This window comes from Telmatospirillum siberiense, assembly GCF_002845745.1.
Lineage (GTDB): Bacteria > Pseudomonadota > Alphaproteobacteria > Rhodospirillales > Magnetospirillaceae > Telmatospirillum > Telmatospirillum siberiense.
Genome location: NZ_PIUM01000010.1, coordinates 111,273 through 131,477 on the forward strand (window position 1 = coordinate 111,273; position 20,205 = coordinate 131,477).

The 20,205-nt window shown below is 64.7% G+C and carries 14 protein-coding genes; 11 read left to right on the top strand and 3 right to left on the bottom strand.

All coding sequences use genetic code 11. The features are described from left to right. Nucleotides 1–30: 30 nt before the first annotated feature. The 4 genes from CWS72_RS10955 to CWS72_RS10970 are packed head-to-tail and all read left to right on the top strand — an operon-like array spanning nucleotide 31 to nucleotide 4,253. Nucleotides 31–693, top strand: a complete 663-nt coding sequence (locus tag CWS72_RS10955) for a 3-oxoacid CoA-transferase subunit A (protein ID WP_101250646.1) — start codon at nucleotides 31–33, stop codon at nucleotides 691–693. After that, complete coding sequence (locus CWS72_RS10960) at nucleotides 686–1,336, top strand: 3-oxoacid CoA-transferase subunit B (protein WP_101250647.1); 651 nt, start codon at nucleotides 686–688, stop codon at nucleotides 1,334–1,336. The genes CWS72_RS10955 and CWS72_RS10960 overlap by 8 nt, the downstream gene beginning before the upstream one ends. Before the next feature lie 16 nt (nucleotides 1,337–1,352). After that, complete coding sequence (locus CWS72_RS10965) at nucleotides 1,353–2,525, top strand: acetyl-CoA C-acetyltransferase (protein ID WP_241911678.1); 1,173 nt, start codon at nucleotides 1,353–1,355, stop codon at nucleotides 2,523–2,525. A 36-nt stretch (nucleotides 2,526–2,561) separates the two neighbouring features. Beyond that, nucleotides 2,562–4,253: a methyl-accepting chemotaxis protein gene (locus CWS72_RS10970; protein WP_101250649.1), complete on the top strand. Its 1,692-nt coding sequence runs from the start codon at nucleotides 2,562–2,564 to the stop codon at nucleotides 4,251–4,253. Between the two features lie 451 nt (nucleotides 4,254–4,704). Here the strand turns inward: CWS72_RS10970 and CWS72_RS10975 are convergent, their stop codons facing one another. Continuing rightward, entirely contained in the window at nucleotides 4,705–5,889 is a 1,185-nt protein-coding gene (locus CWS72_RS10975; protein WP_101250650.1) for an Mrp/NBP35 family ATP-binding protein, read from the bottom strand. A gap of 180 nt (nucleotides 5,890–6,069) precedes the next feature. Here CWS72_RS10975 and hflK point away from each other — a divergent pair, with 180 nt between their 5' ends. The 4 genes from hflK (at nucleotide 6,070) to CWS72_RS10995 (ending at nucleotide 10,018) form a co-directional block, all read left to right on the top strand. Further along, nucleotides 6,070–7,230, top strand: a complete 1,161-nt coding sequence (hflK, locus tag CWS72_RS10980; protein ID WP_101250651.1) for an FtsH protease activity modulator HflK — start codon at nucleotides 6,070–6,072, stop codon at nucleotides 7,228–7,230. Further along, complete coding sequence (gene hflC, locus CWS72_RS10985; RefSeq protein WP_101250652.1) at nucleotides 7,227–8,114, top strand: protease modulator HflC; 888 nt, start codon at nucleotides 7,227–7,229, stop codon at nucleotides 8,112–8,114. The genes hflK and hflC overlap by 4 nt, the downstream gene beginning before the upstream one ends. Nucleotides 8,115–8,160: 46 nt before the next feature. Further along, entirely contained in the window at nucleotides 8,161–8,358 is a 198-nt protein-coding gene (locus tag CWS72_RS10990; RefSeq protein ID WP_101250653.1) for a DUF2065 domain-containing protein, read from the top strand. A gap of 109 nt (nucleotides 8,359–8,467) precedes the next feature. Then, nucleotides 8,468–10,018: a DegQ family serine endoprotease gene (locus CWS72_RS10995; protein WP_241911679.1), complete on the top strand. Its 1,551-nt coding sequence runs from the start codon at nucleotides 8,468–8,470 to the stop codon at nucleotides 10,016–10,018. A gap of 141 nt (nucleotides 10,019–10,159) precedes the next feature. Here the strand turns inward: CWS72_RS10995 and CWS72_RS11000 are convergent, their stop codons facing one another. After that, a complete protein-coding gene (locus tag CWS72_RS11000; protein ID WP_158240596.1) occupies nucleotides 10,160–14,128 on the bottom strand; it encodes an Ig-like domain-containing protein in 3,969 nt (1,322 codons plus the stop codon). Nucleotides 14,129–14,788: 660 nt separating this feature from the next. Beyond that, the gene (gene serB / locus CWS72_RS11005) at nucleotides 14,789–15,679 is read right to left on the bottom strand and encodes a phosphoserine phosphatase SerB (RefSeq protein WP_101250655.1); all 891 of its coding nucleotides are present in this window, start codon (nucleotides 15,677–15,679) and stop codon (nucleotides 14,789–14,791) included. A gap of 173 nt (nucleotides 15,680–15,852) precedes the next feature. Between serB and CWS72_RS11010 the strand changes: the two genes are divergently transcribed. The 3 genes from CWS72_RS11010 (at nucleotide 15,853) to CWS72_RS11020 (ending at nucleotide 20,197) form a co-directional block, all read left to right on the top strand. Then, nucleotides 15,853–17,094, top strand: coding sequence for a DUF1015 domain-containing protein (locus CWS72_RS11010; protein WP_101250656.1), 1,242 nt, complete (start codon nucleotides 15,853–15,855; stop codon nucleotides 17,092–17,094). A 273-nt stretch (nucleotides 17,095–17,367) separates the two neighbouring features. Next, nucleotides 17,368–18,345 carry a tRNA (adenosine(37)-N6)-dimethylallyltransferase MiaA gene (miaA, locus tag CWS72_RS11015; protein WP_420824063.1) on the top strand — a complete coding sequence of 326 codons (978 nt, stop codon included), beginning with the start codon at nucleotides 17,368–17,370 and terminating at the stop codon, nucleotides 18,343–18,345. A 91-nt stretch (nucleotides 18,346–18,436) separates the two neighbouring features. Further along, complete coding sequence (locus tag CWS72_RS11020; RefSeq protein WP_101250657.1) at nucleotides 18,437–20,197, top strand: acetolactate synthase 3 large subunit; 1,761 nt, start codon at nucleotides 18,437–18,439, stop codon at nucleotides 20,195–20,197. Nucleotides 20,198–20,205: the final 8 nt, after the last annotated feature.

The following is a 20,205-nucleotide window of genomic DNA, read 5'->3' on the forward strand; positions in this document are numbered from 1 at the left end:
GGCCCCGTGGGATTTTTTCTAGGAACCATCATGAAAAGCATCATCACACCCGCGGCCGCGGCCGCCTTGGTGCCGGACGGCGCCGTGCTCATGATCGGCGGCTTCATGGGGGTGGGCACCCCGGAGCGACTGATCGACGCCCTGGTTCTCGCCGGACGGCGCAATCTGACCGTCATCGCCAACGATACCGCCCGTCCCGGCGTCGGTATCGGCAAGCTGATCGACGCCGGTCTGGTCGCCAAGGTGATCGCCAGCCACATCGGCACCAACCCCGAAACGCAGCGTCAGATGATCGCCGGCGCCATCGCAGTCGAACTGGTGCCGCAAGGGTCTCTGGCCGAACGCGTGCGCTCCGGCGGTTATGGCCTGGGCGGCGTACTGACGCCGACGGGTCTCGGCACGCCCGCCGAAGAGGGAAAGACCAAGCTGGAACTGGAGGGCGTCACCTATCTGGTCGAGCGGGCCCTGAAGGCGGACTTCGCCTTGATCGCCGCCAAGCACGCCGATTACGACGGCAATCTCGACTATGCGTTGACCGCCCGCAATTTCAATCCGCTGATGGCGATGGCGGCGGCCACGGTGATCGTGGAACCCCAGGAAATCGTGCCGGTCGGTACCCTGACCCCGGACATGGTCGTCACCCCCCATGTGCTGGTCGATCATCTTGTCGGCAAGGAGAAGCGCCATGGATGACAAAAGCCTGATCGCCCGCCGTGTCGCCCTGGAACTCAAGGACGGCATGCTGGCCAATCTCGGTATCGGCCTGCCGACCATGGTCGCCGGCTACCTGCCCGCCGGGGTGACGGTCTCCTTCCAGTCGGAGAACGGCATCATCGGCATGTGTCCGGTCCCCGCCGATGGTCTGGTCAATGCGGATCTGACCGATGCCGGGGGCAGCCCGATCGGCGCCCTTCCCGGAGCGTCGGCCTTCGACAGCGCCTTTTCCTTTGGTCTCATCCGTGGCGGTCATCTCGATGTCACCGTGCTGGGTGGCCTTGAGGTCGACGAGGCGGGGCATCTCGCCAACTGGATGGTGCCGGGCAAGATGGTGCCGGGCATGGGCGGCGCCATGGATCTGGTGACCGGCGCCCGGCGGGTGATCGTCGCCATGACCCACACCGCCAAGGGGGCCGCCAAGATCGTACCCTGCTGCACCCTGCCGCTCACCGCGCTGCGTCGCGTCGATCTGGTGGTCACCGAGCTTGCGGTGATCGAGCCCACCGCCGAAGGGCTGGTGCTGCGCGAGGTGGCGCCGGGCGTTTCCATAGCACAGGTCATCGCCGCGACCTCCGCCCGTCTGATCGTGCCGGAGCATGTGCCGGAAATGGTGCTTTAAATTGGGAGGACTTCTCATGGACGTGGTTATCATCGGAGCGGCCCGGACGCCGATCGGATCCTTCGCCGGAACCTTGGCCACCGTTGCCGCCTCTGAACTGGGGGCCATCGCGGTGGGTGCCGCACTTTCGCGCGCCAAGGTCGATCCGGACGAAGTCTCGGACGTGGTGCTGGGCCATGTGCTCACCGCCGGGCTGGGACAGAATCCCGCCCGTCAGACGGCGCTGGCCGCCGGATTGCCGCAGGAAAGCACGGCGATCACCATCAATCAGGTCTGCGGGTCGGGCTTGCGGGCCGTCGCCTTCGGCGCCCAGGCCATCGCGCTGGGCGACGCCGACATCGTCGTTGCCGGCGGTCAGGAAAGCATGAGCCTTTCCGCCCATGCCCTGCATCTGCGTTCGGGCGTCAAGATGGGGGCGGCCGAAATGGTCGACACGATGATCAAGGACGGCCTGTGGGACGCCTTCAACGATTACCACATGGGCCTGACCGCCGAGAATGTCGCGGCGCGTCACGGCATCTCCCGCGAGGCGCAGGACGCCTTCGCGCTGGCCTCCCAGCAGAAGGCCGCGCAGGCGATGGCGTCGGGCCGGTTCGCCGAGGAGATCGTGCCGGTCACCGTCCGGGGGCGCAAGGGCGACACCGTCGTCGGGACGGACGAGCATCCGAAACCCGCCACCACCCTTGAGGGGTTGGCCAAGCTGCGCCCCGCCTTCAGGAAGGATGGCACGGTGACGGCCGGCAACGCGTCGGGTCTCAACGACGGCGCCGCGGCCCTGGTGCTGACCTCGTCCGCGGCCGCGGCGGCCCGCGGCGTCGAGCCCCTTGCCCGCATCGTTTCCTGGGCGACGGCGGGTGTCGATCCGGCCATTATGGGCACGGGACCGATTCCGGCTTCGCAGAAGGCGCTTGCCAAGGCCGGCTGGACCATCGACGATCTCGACCTGATCGAGGCGAATGAAGCTTTCGCCGCCCAGGCTTTGGCGGTGAACGCCGGTCTGGGATGGGATACGTCCAAGGTCAACGTCAATGGAGGGGCCATCGCCCTCGGTCATCCGATCGGCGCCTCCGGCGCCCGTGTGCTCGTCTCTCTTCTTCATGAGATGGGGAAGCGGAATGCCAAACGTGGCTTGGCCACCCTGTGCATCGGTGGTGGCATGGGAATCGCCGTCTGCGTGGAGAGAAACTGACCGCCGCCGGGCGGTCAAAGCGGGAGTTGGAGCGAAATGGGACTTTTCGAACGGATGAGCATCAAGGCGAAGTTGCTTTTGGTTCTGCTGATTGCGCTTTTCGCCATGATCGCCCTCATCGCCGTTTCCGGTTTCCTGTCGCGCCAGCGCATGATGGAAGACCGCCAGGCGCAGGTCCGCTCAATCGTCGAATCGGCCATTTCCCTGGGTGAGGGCCTGGACAAGGACGTCCAGGCCAAACGCCTGACCCGTGAAGAGGCCGAAGAGCGTTTCCGCGGTATCCTGCACACTCTGCGTTTCAACAACGGGGCGGATTATCTGTTCGCCTACGACCTGAACGCCATTTCCTTCGCCAATGCTTCCAACCCGAAGGCGGTGGGGCAGGACCGCTCGCAGTTGAAGGACGCCAACGGCAAGCTTTTCGTCAAGGAGATCATCGACGTCGTGCGTGCCCGGGGCAGCGGCGTGGTGACCTATTGGTGGCCGAAGCTGGAGGCCAAGGTGGCCTCGCCGAAACTGGTCTTCGCCGCCAAATTCCCGGCCTGGAACCTGGTGATCGGCAGCGGCGTCTATATCGATGACATCGACGACGACTATCAGGATTTCCTGGTCCGGCTGGGTCTGGTCGCGGCCGGCCTCGTTCTGCTGGCCGGGCTGGTCGTGCTGATCATTCGTCGCGATGTCGTCCGTTCGCTGGATTCATTGAGGCAGCGCATGGGGCGCTTGGCCGACGGCGATCTGTCGGTGGATTTCGCCGAGGCCCGCCATTCCCATGAAATCGGCGCCATGGCGAAAGCCGTCGCGGTATTCAAGGAAAACGCCCTGGCCAAGCGGCGCCTGGAGGCCGATCAGGCCGCCATGGCGGAACGGGCGGAAAGCGATAAGCGCGAGGCGATGCAAAAGATCGCCGGAACCTTCGAAGCCTCGGTGGGGGGGATTCTGGGCGATGTCGGCCGGGGTGCCAAGGAATCCGAGGTCAAGGCCAGCCAGATGTCCGACGCCACGCGTCAGACCAAGGACCGTGCCGTCACGGTCGCCGCCGCTATGCAGCAGGCGTCGGCCAATGTGCAGACGGTGGCTTCGGCATCCGAGGAACTGGCCGCCTCGATCCGCGAAATCGGCCAGCAGGTGTCTTCCTCCACCCGGGCGACCTCGGAAGCCGTCGTGCTCGCGCAAAAGGCCAACGAAAAGGTGCAGAGCCTGTCGGATGTCGTCGAGCGGATCGGCTCCATCGTCCAGTTGATCAACGATATCGCCAGCCAGACCAACCTTCTCGCCTTGAACGCCACCATCGAGGCGGCTCGGGCTGGCGAGGCGGGAAAGGGATTTGCCGTGGTGGCGGGCGAGGTCAAGCAATTGGCCAACCAGACCGCCAAGGCGACCAACGACATCGGCGAACAGGTGCGCAATGTGCAGGCGGTGACCAGCGAGGCCGTCGAGGAGATCCAGGGCGTCAATCAGGTGATCCTGCGTCTCGACGAGACTTCCGCCGCCATCGCCGCGGCGGTCGAGGAACAGGGCGCCGCCACCGCCGAGATCTCGCGCAACATTCAGGAGGTTTCGGGCGGCGTCGATCAGGTCTCGGCTCATATCGAGGGAGTGCGCGCGACGGCGGAGGCCAACGGCACGACGGCCGAGGCCATGTTTCAGACCGCCCATCATCTGGCCGTCCAGGCCGATCGCATCAATCAGGAAGTCTCATCCTTCCTGGCCACCATTCGCGGGTGACCCCGCCTCTCTTCCGCTTCAGCGGGCTCAAACGCCGCTCGGGCTCAAGGTCCTGTTGATTCGATAATTTATCAACAGGACCTTGAGCCCGAGCGGCGTTTGAGCCACGGCTGTTCGGCACGGATTTTGTCCCCGATATTCAGGAAAAATTACGCCAGGGTTATCCACCAAAAGTCGTCATGCCCGTGCTTGACACGGGCATCCACGCGCCCGCTTCAAATGACGTCGGCCGATCTATGCAGTCATGGATTGCCGGATCAAGTCCGGCAATGACGGTTTTGGTTGCAGCTATTGCTCAAATGCGAGCAACGCACAAACTGTGCCGGATAGCCGTGGGCGTGACCCGGCGATCCATGGGCCCCCGGATCAAGTCCGGGGGCGACGGAAAATGGCGATGATTCAAGGCGGCCGCCATTCAATGGGGCGGACCACTAGCCGAAGGCAGGAGCCCTCACTGCATGACGATCTTCGGGCCCTTCTTGGCGCTCTGCAGCAACTGCACCTTGTCCCACAGCTTTTCGGCGATGGCCTTGTAGGCCAGGGCCAGCGGGCCGTCCGGCTGGCTGACGACGATCGGACGGCCATCGTCGGACGTGGTGCGGATATCGATGTCGAGGGGCAGTTCGCCCAGGAAATCGGTGGAGAGCCGCACCGCTTCGAACTTGGCGCCGCCATGGCCGAAGATGTGGGCCTCATGGCCGCAGTTTGGGCAGTTGTAGTAGCTCATGTTCTCGATGATGCCGAGAACGGGGACATTGACCTGGCGGAACATGTTGAGGCCCTTGCGGGCATCGAGAAGCGCGATGTCCTGCGGGGTCGAGACGATCACCGCGCCGGTCAGCGGCACGCGCTGGGTCATGGTCAGTTGGGTGTCGCCGGTGCCGGGCGGCATATCGACGATGAGAACGTCGAGTTCGCCCCAGTTCACCTGACGCATCATCTGTTCGAGGGCGCCCATGACCATCGGTCCGCGCCAGACCACCGGCGAGTCCTCGGGCACCAGGAAGCCGATGGACATCACCTTCATGCCATAGGCCTCGACGGCTTCCATGCTCTCGCCGTCCTTGGACACCGGCTGCGCACCAGAAACGCCCAGCATGCGCGGCTGCGAGGGGCCGAAGATGTCGGCGTCGAACATGCCGACCGAAAGTCCCCGGCTTTTCAAGGCGAGCGCCAGATTGACCGCCGTCGTCGACTTGCCGACGCCGCCCTTGCCCGAGGCCACGGCGATGATGGTTTTGACACCCGGCATCAAAGGCTCTTCCTGCCCCGGCGCCGGGCCGCGTCCGCCGTGCCCGCCATGGGCATGACCATGACCGCCGTGTCCGTGGTCATGGTCATGGTCATGGTTGTGACCGTGATCGTGACCGTGGCCGGCGTGCCCGTCGCGTTCGGCGGTGAGAACCACCGATACCGTCAGCACGCCGGGCAGGGCGTCGACGGCCTTTTCCGCCGCCTTGCGCAGCGGTTCGAGGCGGGGTCCCCGTTCGGCGTCGACTTCGATGGCGAAGGAGACATGTCCGCCCTTCAGCGTCAGTCCGGACACCATGCCGAGGCTGACGATGTCCTTTTTCCGATCGGGATCGGCCACCGTGGCCAGTGCCCCTAGGACGTCTTTTTCGGTTACCTCGGCCATTCTCGATTTCTCCAGACTTTCAGTGATCGAACTGCGATGTTGTTGGCCCGCCCGCATTGCGTGATCGGGCAGACTGTCATATAAGGCCCAGTACCTCCGTTGCAAAGCTGAATAAGCATCGGATCCGGGTCAAGGTAATGACGATCCGGGCAATGCCGAAATCGGGAAAGGGAAAATACCATGCCGTGGAACACGCAGGGTGGTGGCGGTGGCGGACCCTGGGGCGGGGGCCAGGGACCATGGGGCCGCGGGTCTGGTGGATCCGGTGGCGGCGGCACGCCCCCCGATCTCGAAGAGCTGTTGCGCAAGAGTCAGGAACGTTTCCGGCAGTTCATGCCTGGCGGCTTCGGCGGCGGGCGCGGCATCGCGCTGGTGGCGCTGGTGGCGCTGGCGCTGTGGGGAGCGACCGGTTTCTATAAGGTCAATCCCGAGGAGGTCGGCGTCGTCCTGCGCTTCGGCCGTTTCGTCGGCCTGACCCAGCCGGGCCTCAATTACCATCTGCCCAGTCCGATCGAGACGGTCATCACGCCGGCGGTGACCCGCATCAACCGGGTCGAGCTCGGCTACCGTTCGGGCGGCGTCGAAAGCCGCCGCGTGGCCGGCCGCAGCGAGACCGCCGAGGAAAGCCTGATGCTGACCGGCGACGAGAACATCATCGACATCAATTTCTCGGTGTTCTGGAAGATCGGCGACCAGCTCAACGATCCCGAAAAGTACCTTTTCAACATCCGCGATCCCGAGGGCACGGTGAAGGTGGTCGCCGAATCGGCGATGCGCGAGATCATCGGCCAGTTGCCGATCCGCGCGCCCCTGTTCGAGAATCGGCAATCCATCGGCGACCGCACCAAGGTCCGCATGCAGGAACTGCTCGATTCCTACGGCGCCGGCATCAAGGTGACGCAGGTTCAGCTTCTGAAGGCCGACCCGCCGCATGAGGTGATCGACGCCTTCAACGACGTGCAGCGGGCCAAGGCCGACCAGGAACGCCTGCGTAACGAGGCCGAAGCCTACCGCAATGACATCATTCCCAGGGCGCGGGGCGATTCCGAGCGGATCATCCAGGACGCGCAGGCCTACCGCGAACAGGTGCTCAATCTGGCGCAGGGCGAGGCCAAGCGCTTCACCTCGGTCTATCTGACCTACAAGGCGGCGCCGGAGGTTACGGCGCGGCGTCTTTACATCGATGCCATCGAGGACGTGCTGAAGGGGGCGACCAAGGTGATGATCGATCCGCAAGCGAAAAGCGTCGTTCCCTATCTGCCGTTGCCGGAACTGGGTAAGGCCAAGCCTTTGGTCACGCCGGCACCGGCCCCGTCCGCCAATCAGGGAGCCAGCCGATGAACCGTACAGCTCTTGGAGTAGCCGGCATCGCCCTGCTGGTGCTGCTGGTCGTCGCCTCGTCCTCGCTGTTCGTCGTCCACCAGGCCGAACAGGCCCTGGTGCTGCGTTTCGGTGCCGTGGCCGATCCGGAAAATCCGATCAAGGGGCCGGGGCTGCACATGAAGAAGCCCTTCATCGAGGACGTGGTTCGCTATGATACCCGTCTGCTCGATGTCGACCCGCCGGCCGAGCAGGTGATCCTGGCCGATCAGAAGCGCATCGAGGTCGATACCTACGCCCGTTTCCGCATTGCCAATCCGTTGCTGTTCTATCAGGCCGTGCGCACGGAGGACGGTGCGCGGGCGCGTATTCGCGAGATCGTCAATAATTCGCTGCGTCAGGTTCTCGGCAATGTCAGCCTGCCCAGCGTGCTGTCGGCGGAACGCGAGCAGATCATGCACGAAATCCAGCAGCAGGTCAGTGAAACGGCCAAATCGCTGGGGGTCGTCGTGGTCGATGTGAGGATCCGCCGGGCCGATTTGCCGCCCGAGACCAGCCAGGCGATTTATCGCCGGATGGAATCCGAGCGTCAGCGTGAAGCCGCCGAGGCCCGCGCCCAAGGCTATGAACGCGCCCAGCAGATCCGGGCGTCGGCCGACCGCGAGCGGACCATCCTGCTGGCCGAGGCGCAACGTCAGGCGCAGATCCTGCGCGGTCAGGGCGACAGCGAGGCCAACAAGGCTTATGCCGAGGCTTTCTCGGCCGATCCCGCCTTCTTCGCCTTTTACCGTTCGCTGACCGCCTATCGCCAGGTGCTGGCCGACGGCAATACCACCTATGTGCTGACGCCCGAGTCCGACTTCTTCAAGTTCTTCCACAATGCGCCGGGTGCCGGCAAACCATGAGGGAACGGGTGGGGAACGGATTGGGTCATCGCCGGGGACTGGACGGATGAGAGATTTTCTGACGGCCGTCGCCCTGGCGCTGACCTTTGAAGGCGTGCTTTACGCCCTGTTCCCCAACGGAATGAAGCGAATGTTGGCTTTGATGCTGACCAGGCCGGATCAGTCCCTGAGATGGGCCGGCCTGATCGCCGCCATCGCCGGAGTGGCCCTGGTGGCCCTCATCCGTCGGGGTGGAATGGCTTGACGGGGCGATCGCTTCACCAGATCATTCGGGCGGCTTGATCGAGCGTTGATAAAACCTAAATAGCATAAGCCTTTATGGCTTGCGTCGTTAAATTCGAGGAGTCAATTCGGTGATCATCAGACGTCCCGTCCGCGCCCTGAGCCGCGCCGTCAGCCGTCCATCCCTGCCGCCCCTCCAATGGCTGCTTACCGGGCTGGTCGCCGTCATGATGATGACGGCGGGAATGGCTGCCAATGCCGCGCCAGCACCGGACAGTTTCGCCGATCTCGCCGAGCGGTTGCTGCCGTCGGTGGTCAACATCTCCACCACCCAGACTTTGAAGAACGCCGACAAGGGGCTCGACATGCCCCAGTTTCCGCCGGGTTCGCCCTTCGAGGACTTCTTCAAGAATTTCATGGATAAGCACGGGGGTGGCAACAATCCCGATGCGGCGCCCCGGCGGGCCACCGCCCTTGGGTCGGGTTTCATCATCGATCCCGCCGGCCTGGTGGTGACCAACAATCACGTCATCGCCGACGCCGACGAGATCACCGCCATCCTCCAGGATGGTCAGGCCTACAAGGCCGAGATCGTCGGTCGGGACACCAAGGCGGATCTCGCCCTGCTGAAGATCAACGCGCCCACCAAGCTTCCGGCGATCAGCTTCGGCAATTCCGATGAAATGCGGGTCGGCGACTGGGTGCTGGCCATCGGCAATCCCTTCGGGATGGCCGGTTCGGTGACCGCCGGCATCATCTCGGCCCGGGCTCGCGATATCAATGCCGGCCCCTATGACGATTTCCTCCAGACCGACGCCGCCATCAACAAAGGCAATTCGGGCGGCCCCCTGCTCAATCTGAAGGGTGAGGTGATCGGCATCAACACCGCGATCTTCTCGCCTTCCGGCGGGTCCATCGGCATCGGTTTCGCCATCCCGGCCAACCTCGCCAAGCCGGTGATCACCGATCTCCAGAAATATGGCAAGGCCCGCCGCGGCTGGTTGGGCGTGCGCATCCAGTCGGTGACGGATGAGATCGCCGAGAGCCTGGGGTTGAAGGAGCAGCGCGGTGCCCTGGTCGCCGATGTCAGCCCCGGTGGTCCGGCGGCCAAGGCCGGGATCAAGAAGGGCGACGTCATCACTCGTTTCGACGGCCGCGATGTCAGCGAAATGCATCGCCTGCCCCGCATCGTCGCCGAAACGCCGATCAACAGGGAGGCCGAGGTCGTCCTCTGGCGCGATGGCAAGAAGCTGACCGTTCGGGCCGTCGTCGGCGAATTGAGCGATGCCGAGGAAACCGAGCAGGCCAAGGCCGCGGAAAAGCCGTCGGCCAAGCAGGATGCCGGTCAGACCGCCATCGCGGGCCTCGGCCTGTCGGTGGCGCCGCTGTCGCCGGCGCTCCGCGAACGTTATGATCTCGGCAATGACGCCAAGGGTGTGGTGGTGACCGAGGTCAAGCCCACCGGCGCCGCCGCCGACAAGGGCGTCCGGCCCGGCGATCTGATCATCGAAGTCTCGCAGGAGGCGGTGAAGTCTCCCGCCGATCTCGCCGCCAAGATCGACGCGGCCCGCAAGTCCGGCCGCAAGTCCGTGCTGCTGCTGGTGCAGAGCGAAGCCGGCGTTCACTTCGTCCCGCTCAAGATCGACGCCACCTCCTCGTCGAAGAAGGACGGCGGACAGTAACCTCCCTCGCCCCGCCTCTCTGGTGGGGCGGGAACCTATTTCCGGCGGGCGTTGGCATCGTCGGTTGTTTCATCCGAAAAAAGAGCGTGGTCCGAGACGATCGGGCCACGCTCTTTTCGTTCCGTTCGCGCGTGCTTGACGTCAGAACGGCGTGCTGAGATGGACGCGCAGCGTGTGATCGGTTTCTCCCTGATTGGAGAAGCTCGTCTCATAGTCGAGGGACAAGGTGGTGGCGGAGATGCGCAGATCGGCCCCGACGCCGAGCAGGGCATGGTTGTGGTTCGACGGCGTGGTGGTCGCGCGGTAGGTGGTGGCGAGATCGGACGCGTAGGACAGGGTGGCGGTGCTGCTTCCCGCGAAGTCGTGGACATATTCGACGCGGCCGCGCGGACCCAGCAAGCCCCAGGCGGTGGAAACGTCATAGCTGCCCGTGAGGCCGAGGGCCGAGGAGACGGTGTCGACAGATTGGCTCGAGAACGCCAGGGCATAGATGCCCCCCGTGCTTTCGGTGAAGCCGTCGAGCCGCGAGAGAGAGGCGTCGAGGCGTCCGTAGGGTGCGATCTTGAGGCCATCGTCGGACCAGGCATGCGAACCGGTGACCGAACCGAAGAGCTGTTGCCCATCGCGGTGGCCCAAGGCGAAATCGGTACTGCTGGCAAGGGCCCGCCGGCTATCGAAGCCGAGGGTTCCTCCCCCGCCGATGATATCGAGATAGGTCGCTTCGAACGGAGTGAATGTGCCATAGAGCGCCGCGGTATAGCCCGCCGCGATATTGCGGCTGTCGGTGCCGCCGATATCGGCCGTCTCGCGGTTATAGCCGAAGGCAATGCCCAGCAGCGTTGTTGGGCTTGGCCGGTAGTCGACGCCGAAGGTGACGCCAAGGGTGGTGTGGGCGTTGCCGAGACGGCTGGAGGTGCTGCCGAGGCGGCCGAAATTGGCGGCGCCGCCGGTCCAAAAGGCCAGGTCGGACGGCTGCCGAAGCTGGTCGATCCACTCGGCGTCGGGACTGGCCGCTGCTTTGGTCTCAGCCTGGAATGATCCGGCCTCGGCGGAGGCTTGCGTCTCCTGCCGCCGATCCTCGGGCAGTCCGTCGTGCGGGTGATGGGAAGACTGATCGCCGAAGCCTAGATGCAGGTTGTTGCTGAAGGTCGCTCCGGTGCGGCCGTGCATTGCTTCAAGACGTCGCTGGACGTTCGAGATCTGCGTCTGTGCGAAACGCTTCGCCGCCTCGACCTGGGCGGTGAGCAGGCCGATCACGGTGGCGTCGGACGATGGATCCTCCGACGGGGCGCCGACCGTGATGAACAGGTTGGCCGCCACCGAGGCGCCCGATGTGCTGGTCAGGGACACGCTGAGATCGGCCAGGCCGCGAAATCCGGCGGCCGGCGTGAAGGTCAGCACGAAGCCCTGGCCCGATGAACTGTCGGCGAAGGCCGGTTTGACGCCGATCATCTCGGCGAGCCAATGCGAGGACGGATCGGCGAGCGAGGCCTGTGTCGTCGTTTGGACGATGGTGACGGTCCCGGCATTGGGCGGCGACAATCCGGCCAATGTCGCGGACTGATAGCTATCGGTCGGCACGATCGAGGTGAGGGTGATCGATTTTGGCGTCTGGGTCGGGGTGGTGAACGAGGCGGCGCCGTTGCGCAGGGTCTGCGCCGCGACATTGACCGTGATCGCCGCGGTCACTGGGGTCGAGCTGCCGAACGTGTTGGCCAATGTGTAGGTGAGGCTGTCCGAACCGGTAAAACCGGCTTGCGGCGTGTAGAGGATCTGCAAGCCGCTGACGGTCGCGGTGCCATGGGCGGGATTGGTGGTCAGCGTCACGCCGGTGAAGGGCGCGCCCTGGGCCGTCGCGGTGGCGACGAGGGCGACCGGCGTATTGGTCGTCGTGGTGACGGTCAACCCTCCCGCCGTGGGGACCGCCAGCGGGGTGACCGTCACGGTGACGGTGGCCGCCGCCGAGGTGCCGCCGGGCCCGCTTGCCTTGTAAGTGAAGCTGTCGGTGCCGAAAAAGTTGGTGGCCGGGGTGTAGAGGACGGTCAGTCCATTGACGGCGGCGGTCCCATGCGTCGGTCCGCTGGCCAGGGCGACGCTGGTGATCGGATTGGCGTCGTTGGCGGTTACCGCGATGCTCACCGCCTGATTGGCGGCGGTGGTTGCCGTGTCGGCCGTTGCGACCGGCGCGGCCTGCCCGATGGTGAGGCTGTAACTTTGGGTTACGGCGAAGGGGCCGCTTCCGGTGCTGCTGTCCTGCGCCCTGACCGTGAAGGAATAGGTGCCTGCGGCGGTGGGCGTTCCCGCGAGGACGCCGGCGGTCGAGAGGGCGAGCCCGGATGGCAGGGCGCCGGCGGAAAGACTGAAACTGTAAGGCGCGGTGCCGCCGGTTGCCGTGAAAGTCTGGCTGTAGGCCGTGGCCACGGTTCCTGCCGCAAGGGAGGTGGGTGACAGCGTGATCGACGGCGCGCCGACCGTGATCGTCACGGTTGCCGCCGCCGAGGTGCCTCCGGGTCCGGTGGCGGTATAGGTGAAGCTGTCGGATCCCGCATAGCCCGATGTCGGCGTATAGGTCACGGTGGTGCCGCTTGCCGCGGCCGTTCCATGACCGGGTCCGGTGACAACGGTGACGGAGGTGGCCGGCCCGCCGGTAATCGCCGCGCTCAAACTGATGGTTGCCGCCGTGTTGTAGGTCGTCGTCACGCTTTTGGCGCCGGCAATTGGGGCCTGGGCGCCGATGGTGATGGCGATCGTGGCGCTGGTGAAGGTTGCCGGACCCGAGCCCGTGCTGCTGTCGGTGCCGCTGACGGTGAAGCTGTAGCTGCCGGCCGTGGTCGGCGTGCCGGAGACAAGGCCGGTTGCGGACAGGCTCAAGCCCGGCGGCAGGGCGCCGCTTGCCACGGTGGTGGAGAAGGAATAGGGCGACTTGCCGCCGCTGGCGGTCAGCGTCTGGCCGTAGGCGGTCGCCACGGTTCCCGCCGCAAGGGTTGTGGGCGAAACGGCGATCGACGGCGCGCCGACCGTGATCGTCACGGCTGCCGCCAACGAGGTGCCTCCCGGTCCGGTGGCGGTGTAGGTGAAGCTGTCCGCGCCGTAATAGCCGGTGGTCGGGGTATAGGTGATGGTCGTGCCGCTGGCCGCCGCCGTTCCATGGCCGGGGGTGGCCGCGATGGCGACCGAGGTGGCGGGCCCGCCGGTGATGACGGAGCCGAGATCGATGGCGGTGGCGGCGCCATAGGCGGCGGCGACGCTTTTCGTGCCGGCCACCGGGGCTTGCGCGGCGATAGTGAGGCTGTAGGCCCGGTCTACGGTGAAGGGGCCGCTTCCGCTGCTGCTGTCCTGCGCCTGGATGGTGAAGGAAAAGGTTCCCGCGGCCGTGGGCGTTCCGAAAAGCGTGCCGCCGGCGGTCAGGGACAGTCCGGCGGGCAGGGCGCCGGCGATCACGCTGTAGCTGTAGGGCGCGGCGCCGCCACTCGCCGAGGCGGACTGGCTGTAGGCGGCAGCCACCGTTCCCGTCGCAAGGCTGGCGGGCGCAAGCGACAGCGTCGGAGCGCCGACGCTGAGCGAGACGGTGGCCGGTGCCGAGGTGCCTCCCGGGCCTGTCGCCGTGTAGGTGAAACTGTCGGAACCCGCATAACCCGTTGCCGGGGTATAGGTGATCGTCGTGCCATTGACCGAGGTGGTGCCATGGCCGGGGCCGGCCGCCACGGCCACGGAGGTGGCCGGGCCGCCGGTGATGACCCCACTGACATCGATGGTCGTCGCCGTGTTGTAGGCGGTCGCGGCGGTTTTGGCGCCGGCCACCGGTGGGCCGTAGATGGTGAGCGAAAGGGTGCCGCTGGTGAAGGAGACGGGGCCGCCGCCGGTGCTGCTGTCGGTGCCGCTGACGGTGAAGCTGTAAGTGCCGGCCGTGGTCGGCGTGCCGGAAAGAACCCCGCCGCTGGAGAGACTTAAGCCCGGCGGCAGCGACCCGCTCGCCACGCTGGTTGCGAAGGAATAGGGCGCCATGCCTCCGCCGGCGATGATGGTTTGGCTATAGGCGGTACCGACCGCCCCGGCGGTGAGGCTGGTCGGCGAGACGGTAATGGTCGGCGGGAGGATGGTGAGCCTCACCGTTGCTAAATTGCTTATGTTGAGATTGCTGTCTTCGCCGTAATAGGTGAAGCTGTCTGATCCGTAATATCCAGCTGTTGGTGTATATGAAATACTATAGTTATTATCTCCAGTAAAATCCAGTGACCCATGTTTTAAGTCTGAATTGTACATTCCGAGTCCTGTGACTGTTCCTCCACTGAATCCAGATAAGAGACTTAATACTGTTGAGGCGTTCCCAGTCGAATTGTATTGCACAGTGAAATTGAGATCGCTGGCGGTCAGCCCGGCCATGGCCGTTGTCGGGAACAAGATGCCCAACCCGAACGAAAGCAGGACGAGCGAAAGGGTCGGGAGAAAACGGATCATCAGTCAAATATCCCCTCATCGGCGCCCGGTCGCCTTGTGCGAGGCGAAAACCGACGGCCCGTCGAAAAAAACGGCGAACAGGTAATTCCAACAAGAGGACGGGGCGGTTAGGAAATGCCCACGCGTAATCGTTTTATTCAGACATAAAGGCCCTATCGCGGGGTCTTGATGCCTGAACTACTATAATTCCAAAGAATGAATGAGACTATCGACCGGCGTTGATAAAGGGATCTTGTCGGCTCTCTTTATGGACTGGCCTTGGCCATCATTCGAACGCCGGGCCGGGATCGTTTTTTCCGTTCACCCTTGGCGTCAGCCGACGAATTCGTCTTCGCGGTAACCCTGGGCGAATAGAAGAGCGGTCAGATCGTTGTAGTCCACACGGGCGCGGGCCTGGGCGGCGACCACCGGCTTGGCATGGAAGGCGACGCCGAGGCCGGCGGCGTCGATCATCTCGAGATCGTTGGCGCCGTCGCCGACGGCAAGACTCAGCGAAAGGGGCAGGCGGCGTTCCCCGGCGATGGCGGTCAGGTTCTGCAATTTGCCGCCGCGGTCGATGATCGGTTCGATGACTCGTCCGGTCAGGCGAGCGTCGGCGATTTCGATGTCATTGCCGATATCACGGTCGAAGCCGCACCGTTCCCGAACCCGCCCGGTGAAAAAGCGAAACCCGCCGGAAACCAGGACGGTATAGGCGCCCGCCGTCTTCATGGTGGCGACAAGGGTCGGCCCGCCCGGCATCATGTCGAGGCGTTGAAACGTTTCCTCGAGACAGGCCGCGGAAAGCCCGGCCAAGCGGCCGACGCGTTCGCGGAAGGCGCCGGCGAAGTCGATCTCGCCGTTCATCGCGCGGGCGGTGATGGCCGAAATCTCGGCCTTCAACCCGGCGAAATCGGCCAATTCATCCAAGGTTTCGCCGACGACCATGGTGCTGTCCATGTCGGCCAGCAGCAGCATCTTCCTGCGATGTTCGGCGGGTTGGGCGATGACGTCGACGGGCCGGCCGGCCAGCAGCCGGCGTGCCGCCGCCTCGGCCTGATCGGGGGCCAGCAGTGTGAAGGGAAGGTCGACGGCCCGGCCTTCGGCCAGCCATCGCGCCGACAGCGTATCGGCTCCCAGATCGGTCAAGGTGGAGCGGATCCGCGTTGTCGCGGCATCGTCCAACCCGCCGTCGGCGTCGATCAGGGTGAGTACGTGATCCATGAAGAGAGCTTCTAGCGGGCCTGTGGGGGCGCTGGCAAGTTACGGTTAATAAGAGGGGGCTCCGGCGGGACGAATCTCCTTACCCGTCGCCGCGAATAAAGAAGGTCTTGGCGCCGCACCCCGGTTGGACTAAGAGACAAGACCCGTCCCCGAGCGATTGGAAGTTAGCCGCCATGTCCGTGCCGTTGCTTCGCCCCTTTCCCGGTCTTCGTCCCGCCGCCGCCCATGCCGCCGAAGTCGCCGCTCCGCCCTATGACGTCCTGACCAGCGACGAGGCCCGCCTTCTCGCGGAGGGAAAGGCCTGGAGCTTCCTGCATATCTCGAAGCCGGAGATCGATCTGCCGGCGGGGACAGACGTCTATTCTCCGGCCGTTTACGCCAAGGCCGCCGAAAATCTGGGCCGTATGGTCGCCGAGGGGGTTCTGCGGCGGGACGGCGCGCCCTGCTTCTATATTTACCGTTTGGAAATGGGCGATCATGTGCAGACCGGCATCGTCGGCGGCGGTTCCGTGGCGGCCTATGACGTCAATCGGATCCGTAAGCACGAATTCACCCGTCCCGACAAGGAGGACGACCGGGTCCGCCAGATCGACGCCTGCAACGCCCAGACCGGCCCGGTTCTTCTGGCCCATCGCAACAGCCCGGCCCTGGCCGGGGTGGTCGCCCGCGTCGTGGCCGGCGCGCCCGCTTATCGGGTGGAGGCCGTCGACGGCAATGTCCATAGCCTGTGGGTGGTCGACGCGGCGGCCGACATCGAAGCCATCGTCGCGGCGTTCGAGGCCATGCCGGCGGTCTATATCGCCGACGGTCATCACCGCTCCGCCGCCGCCTCGCGTGTTGCCGCGGCCCGCCGTGCCGCCGGCGCCGCCGACGATTCGCCCAGCCAGTCCTTCCTGGTGGTGAGCTTCCCCATCGAAGAGATGAAGATCTTCGATTACAACCGCGTGGTCCGCGATCTCAACGGCCTGTCGCGGGATGCCTTCCTCGCCGCGCTGGCCTCGGAATTCACCGTCCTGCCGGTCTCCGGACAGGCCCGGCCCAACGAGCCCCGGACCATCGGGCTCTATCTGCCCGGGCAATGGTATCGCCTGGGTTTGAAAAACGCCGTACCCGCCGATCCCGTGGCCCGCCTCGACGTCAGCCTGCTCACCGACCGCCTGCTGGCGCCGGTGCTGGGCATCCACGATCTGCGCAAGGACAAGCGCATCGATTTCGTCGGGGGCAAGCGCGGGCTGGGCGAATTGGAAAAGCGGGTCGATTCGGGCGAAATGGCGGCGGCCTTCGCCCTGTTCGCCACCCGCATGGAGGATCTGGTCGCGGTGGCCGACGCCGGGCAGGTGATGCCGCCCAAATCCACCTGGTTCGAACCCAAACTCGCCGACGGCATGGTGTCCTATCCATTGGACTGGAGCTGATAAACAACGGCCTTGCAGCCTCTCTTGTTCCCCGTGGTTTCCCAATGGCTTGAAAGGCATTTAACCACCAAGACACCAAGGCACCAAGGCGACGGAGCGCGCCGCAGGCGTTTTCCCGTCCAACCGTCTGTGCTGCGCGAAAGCCTGCGGCGCTGCAACCCGGTCTGCCGTCCGTTCTTTCGGGGAACGCCTTGGTGCCTTGGTGTCTTGGTGGTTGATCAAAAACCGGAGTGCATCCGGCCGATTGCCGAATGTCCACACGCCCTGGCCCACATGGGGCGAGGGGTGACGCGGCCCCTGGGCGGAGCTGAGATGAACAAAGTCGTCGTTATCGCCGGGCCGACCGCGTCGGGAAAGTCGGCCCTGGCCCTCAAGATCGCTGAAACCTTCGATGGAATCGTCATCAATGCCGATTCCATGCAGGTCTATGATGGCTTGCGCGTCCTGACCGCCCAGCCGTCGGCCGAGGACGCGGGGCGGGTGCCGCATCGTCTTTACGGGGTCCTGCCTCCATCGGAAGTCTGCTCGGCCGGGCGGTGGTGCGCTCTGGCGGCCGAGGCTTGCGGAGAGGCCCGGGCGGCGGGACGTCTGCCGGTGGTCGTCGGCGGCACCGGCCTTTATCTCAAGGCGCTGATGGAAGGGCTCTCGCCGGTGCCCGACGTGCCGGACTTGGTTCGGGCCGAGACTCGCGAACGTTTCGCCGTGATGGGGAACGCGGCCTTTCATCGGGCTCTCGCCGAAATCGATCCGGTGATGGCGGCACGACTGCATCCGTCCAACAGCCAGCGGCTGATGCGGGCGTGGGAGGTGAAGATCGCGACCGGCCGTTCGCTGGCCGACTGGCAGGCCGAACCGGCGACGCCGGCGCTCGATGCCCGTTTTTTCACCCTGCTCGTCATGCCGCCGCGCGAGCGTCTTTACGCCCGCTGCGACGCCCGTTTCGCCGCCATGATCGGCCAGGGGGCGCTGGCGGAAGTGCATGCCCTGCTGGAATGCCGCCTCGATCCGGCTCTACCCATTCTGCGGGCGTTGGGCTTCGGCGAACTGGCCGCCCATCTGCGGGGCGAGATGGCGCTGGAGGCGGCCGTGGCGGCGGCGCAACAGGCGACGCGGCGGTATGCCAAGCGTCAGATGACGTGGTTTCGCCACCAGCTGACCGCCGATCAGATTATAGGCGCGCAACTTTCGGAAAGTTTGGAAGATGGAATCTTGCCAATTATTCGTCAGTTTCTGTTGACCGAGACCGAATGAGAGTCTAGCTTGCCGTCTTTGCGGACTTCTCGCGCATGCGAGAGGTCGGTTTGTTCGATGATATGGTCACGTGGCGAAAGGGCCGGATGAGATGAGTACGGAAACGATGACGGGAGCGGAATTAGTCCTCAAAGCGCTGGTCGACCAGGGCGTTGAGGTTATTTTCGGGTATCCCGGCGGCGCCGTACTTCCGCTCTATGACGAGCTTTTCAAGCAGAACCGGCTTCGCCATATCCTGGTCCGCCATGAGCAGGCGGCGGTGCATGCCGCCGAAGGTTATGCGCGGTCCACCGGCAAGGTGGGCGTGGTCCTGGTGACCTCGGGGCCGGGGGCGACCAACGCGGTGACCGGTTTGCTCGACGCCCTGTGCGATTCGGTGCCGCTCGTCTGTCTGACGGGCCAGGTGCCCACCCATCTGATCGGCAACGACGCTTTTCAGGAAGCCGATACCACGGGCATCACCCGGCCCTGTACCAAACACAATTACCTGGTCAAGGACGTTGCCCAGGTCGCCCGTGTCGTGCACGAGGCCTTTTATGTGGCGCGTACCGGCCGGCCCGGCCCGGTGGTGGTCGATCTGCCGAAGGACGTCCTGGTCGGCAAGGGCGAGTATGTCGGCCCGGCCAAGGTCAAGCACAAGAGCTACCGTCCGCAGATCAAGGGCGATCTCAAGGCCATCGAGGAGGCCGTCGCGCTGATCGCCGAGGCCAAGCGCCCGATCTTCTACGTCGGCGGCGGCGTGGTCAATTCGGGGCCGGCGGCCTGCCAGCTTCTCAACCAGTTCGTGAAGATGACCGGCTTTCCCTGTACCCAGACCTTGATGGGTCTGGGCAGCTTCCCCGGGTCCGATCCCTTGTCGCTGGGCATGCTGGGCATGCACGGCACCTACGAGGCCAACCTGGCCATGCATGGCTGCGACGTGATGATCTGCGTCGGCGCCCGTTTCGACGACCGCGTCACCGGGCGTTTGAACGCCTTCTCGCCAAATTCGCGGAAGATCCATATCGATATCGATCCGTCGTCGATCAACAAGAATGTCGTGGTGGATATTCCGATCGTCGGCGATATCGCCTATGTCCTTGAAGACATGATCAAGGTGTGGAAGGCCCGGCAGATTCACGTCGACGGCAAGGCGCTGCGGGCGTGGTGGGCGCAGATCGAGCAGTGGCGGACCAAGGATTGCCTCCACTACACGCAAGGCGGCAAGATCATCAAGCCGCAATACGCCATCCAGCGGCTCTACGAAAAGACCAGGGACCGCGACACCTACATCACCACCGAGGTCGGTCAGCATCAGATGTGGGCGGCGCAGTTCTACAAGTTCGAGACGCCGGGACGGTGGTTGACCTCGGGCGGACTGGGAACCATGGGCTATGGCCTGCCCTCGGCCATGGGTGTGCAGATCGCCCATCCCGACTCGCTGGTCATCGACATCGCCGGCGAGGCCTCGATCCAGATGAACATCCAGGAAATGGCCACCCTGGCGCAATACCGGTTGCCGGTGAAGGTGTTCATCCTCAACAACCAGTATATGGGCATGGTGCGCCAGTGGCAGGAACTGCTGCATGGCGGACGTTATTCGGAAAGCTATTCGGGCTCGCTTCCCGATTTCGTCAAGCTCGCCGACGCCTTCGGCGCCGTGGGCTTGCGCGCCGAGACGGTTGCCGACCTGGACGGCGTCATCGACCAGATGATCGCCATCGACCGGCCGGTGATCGTCGATTGCTGCGTCGATTCTGCGGAAAACTGTTTCCCGATGATTCCGTCGGGGGCGGCGCATAATGAAATGCTGCTCGGACCGAAGGACGAAACGGACAACGCCGTTTCCGAAGACGGCATGATCCTGGTCTGACGGGGGAG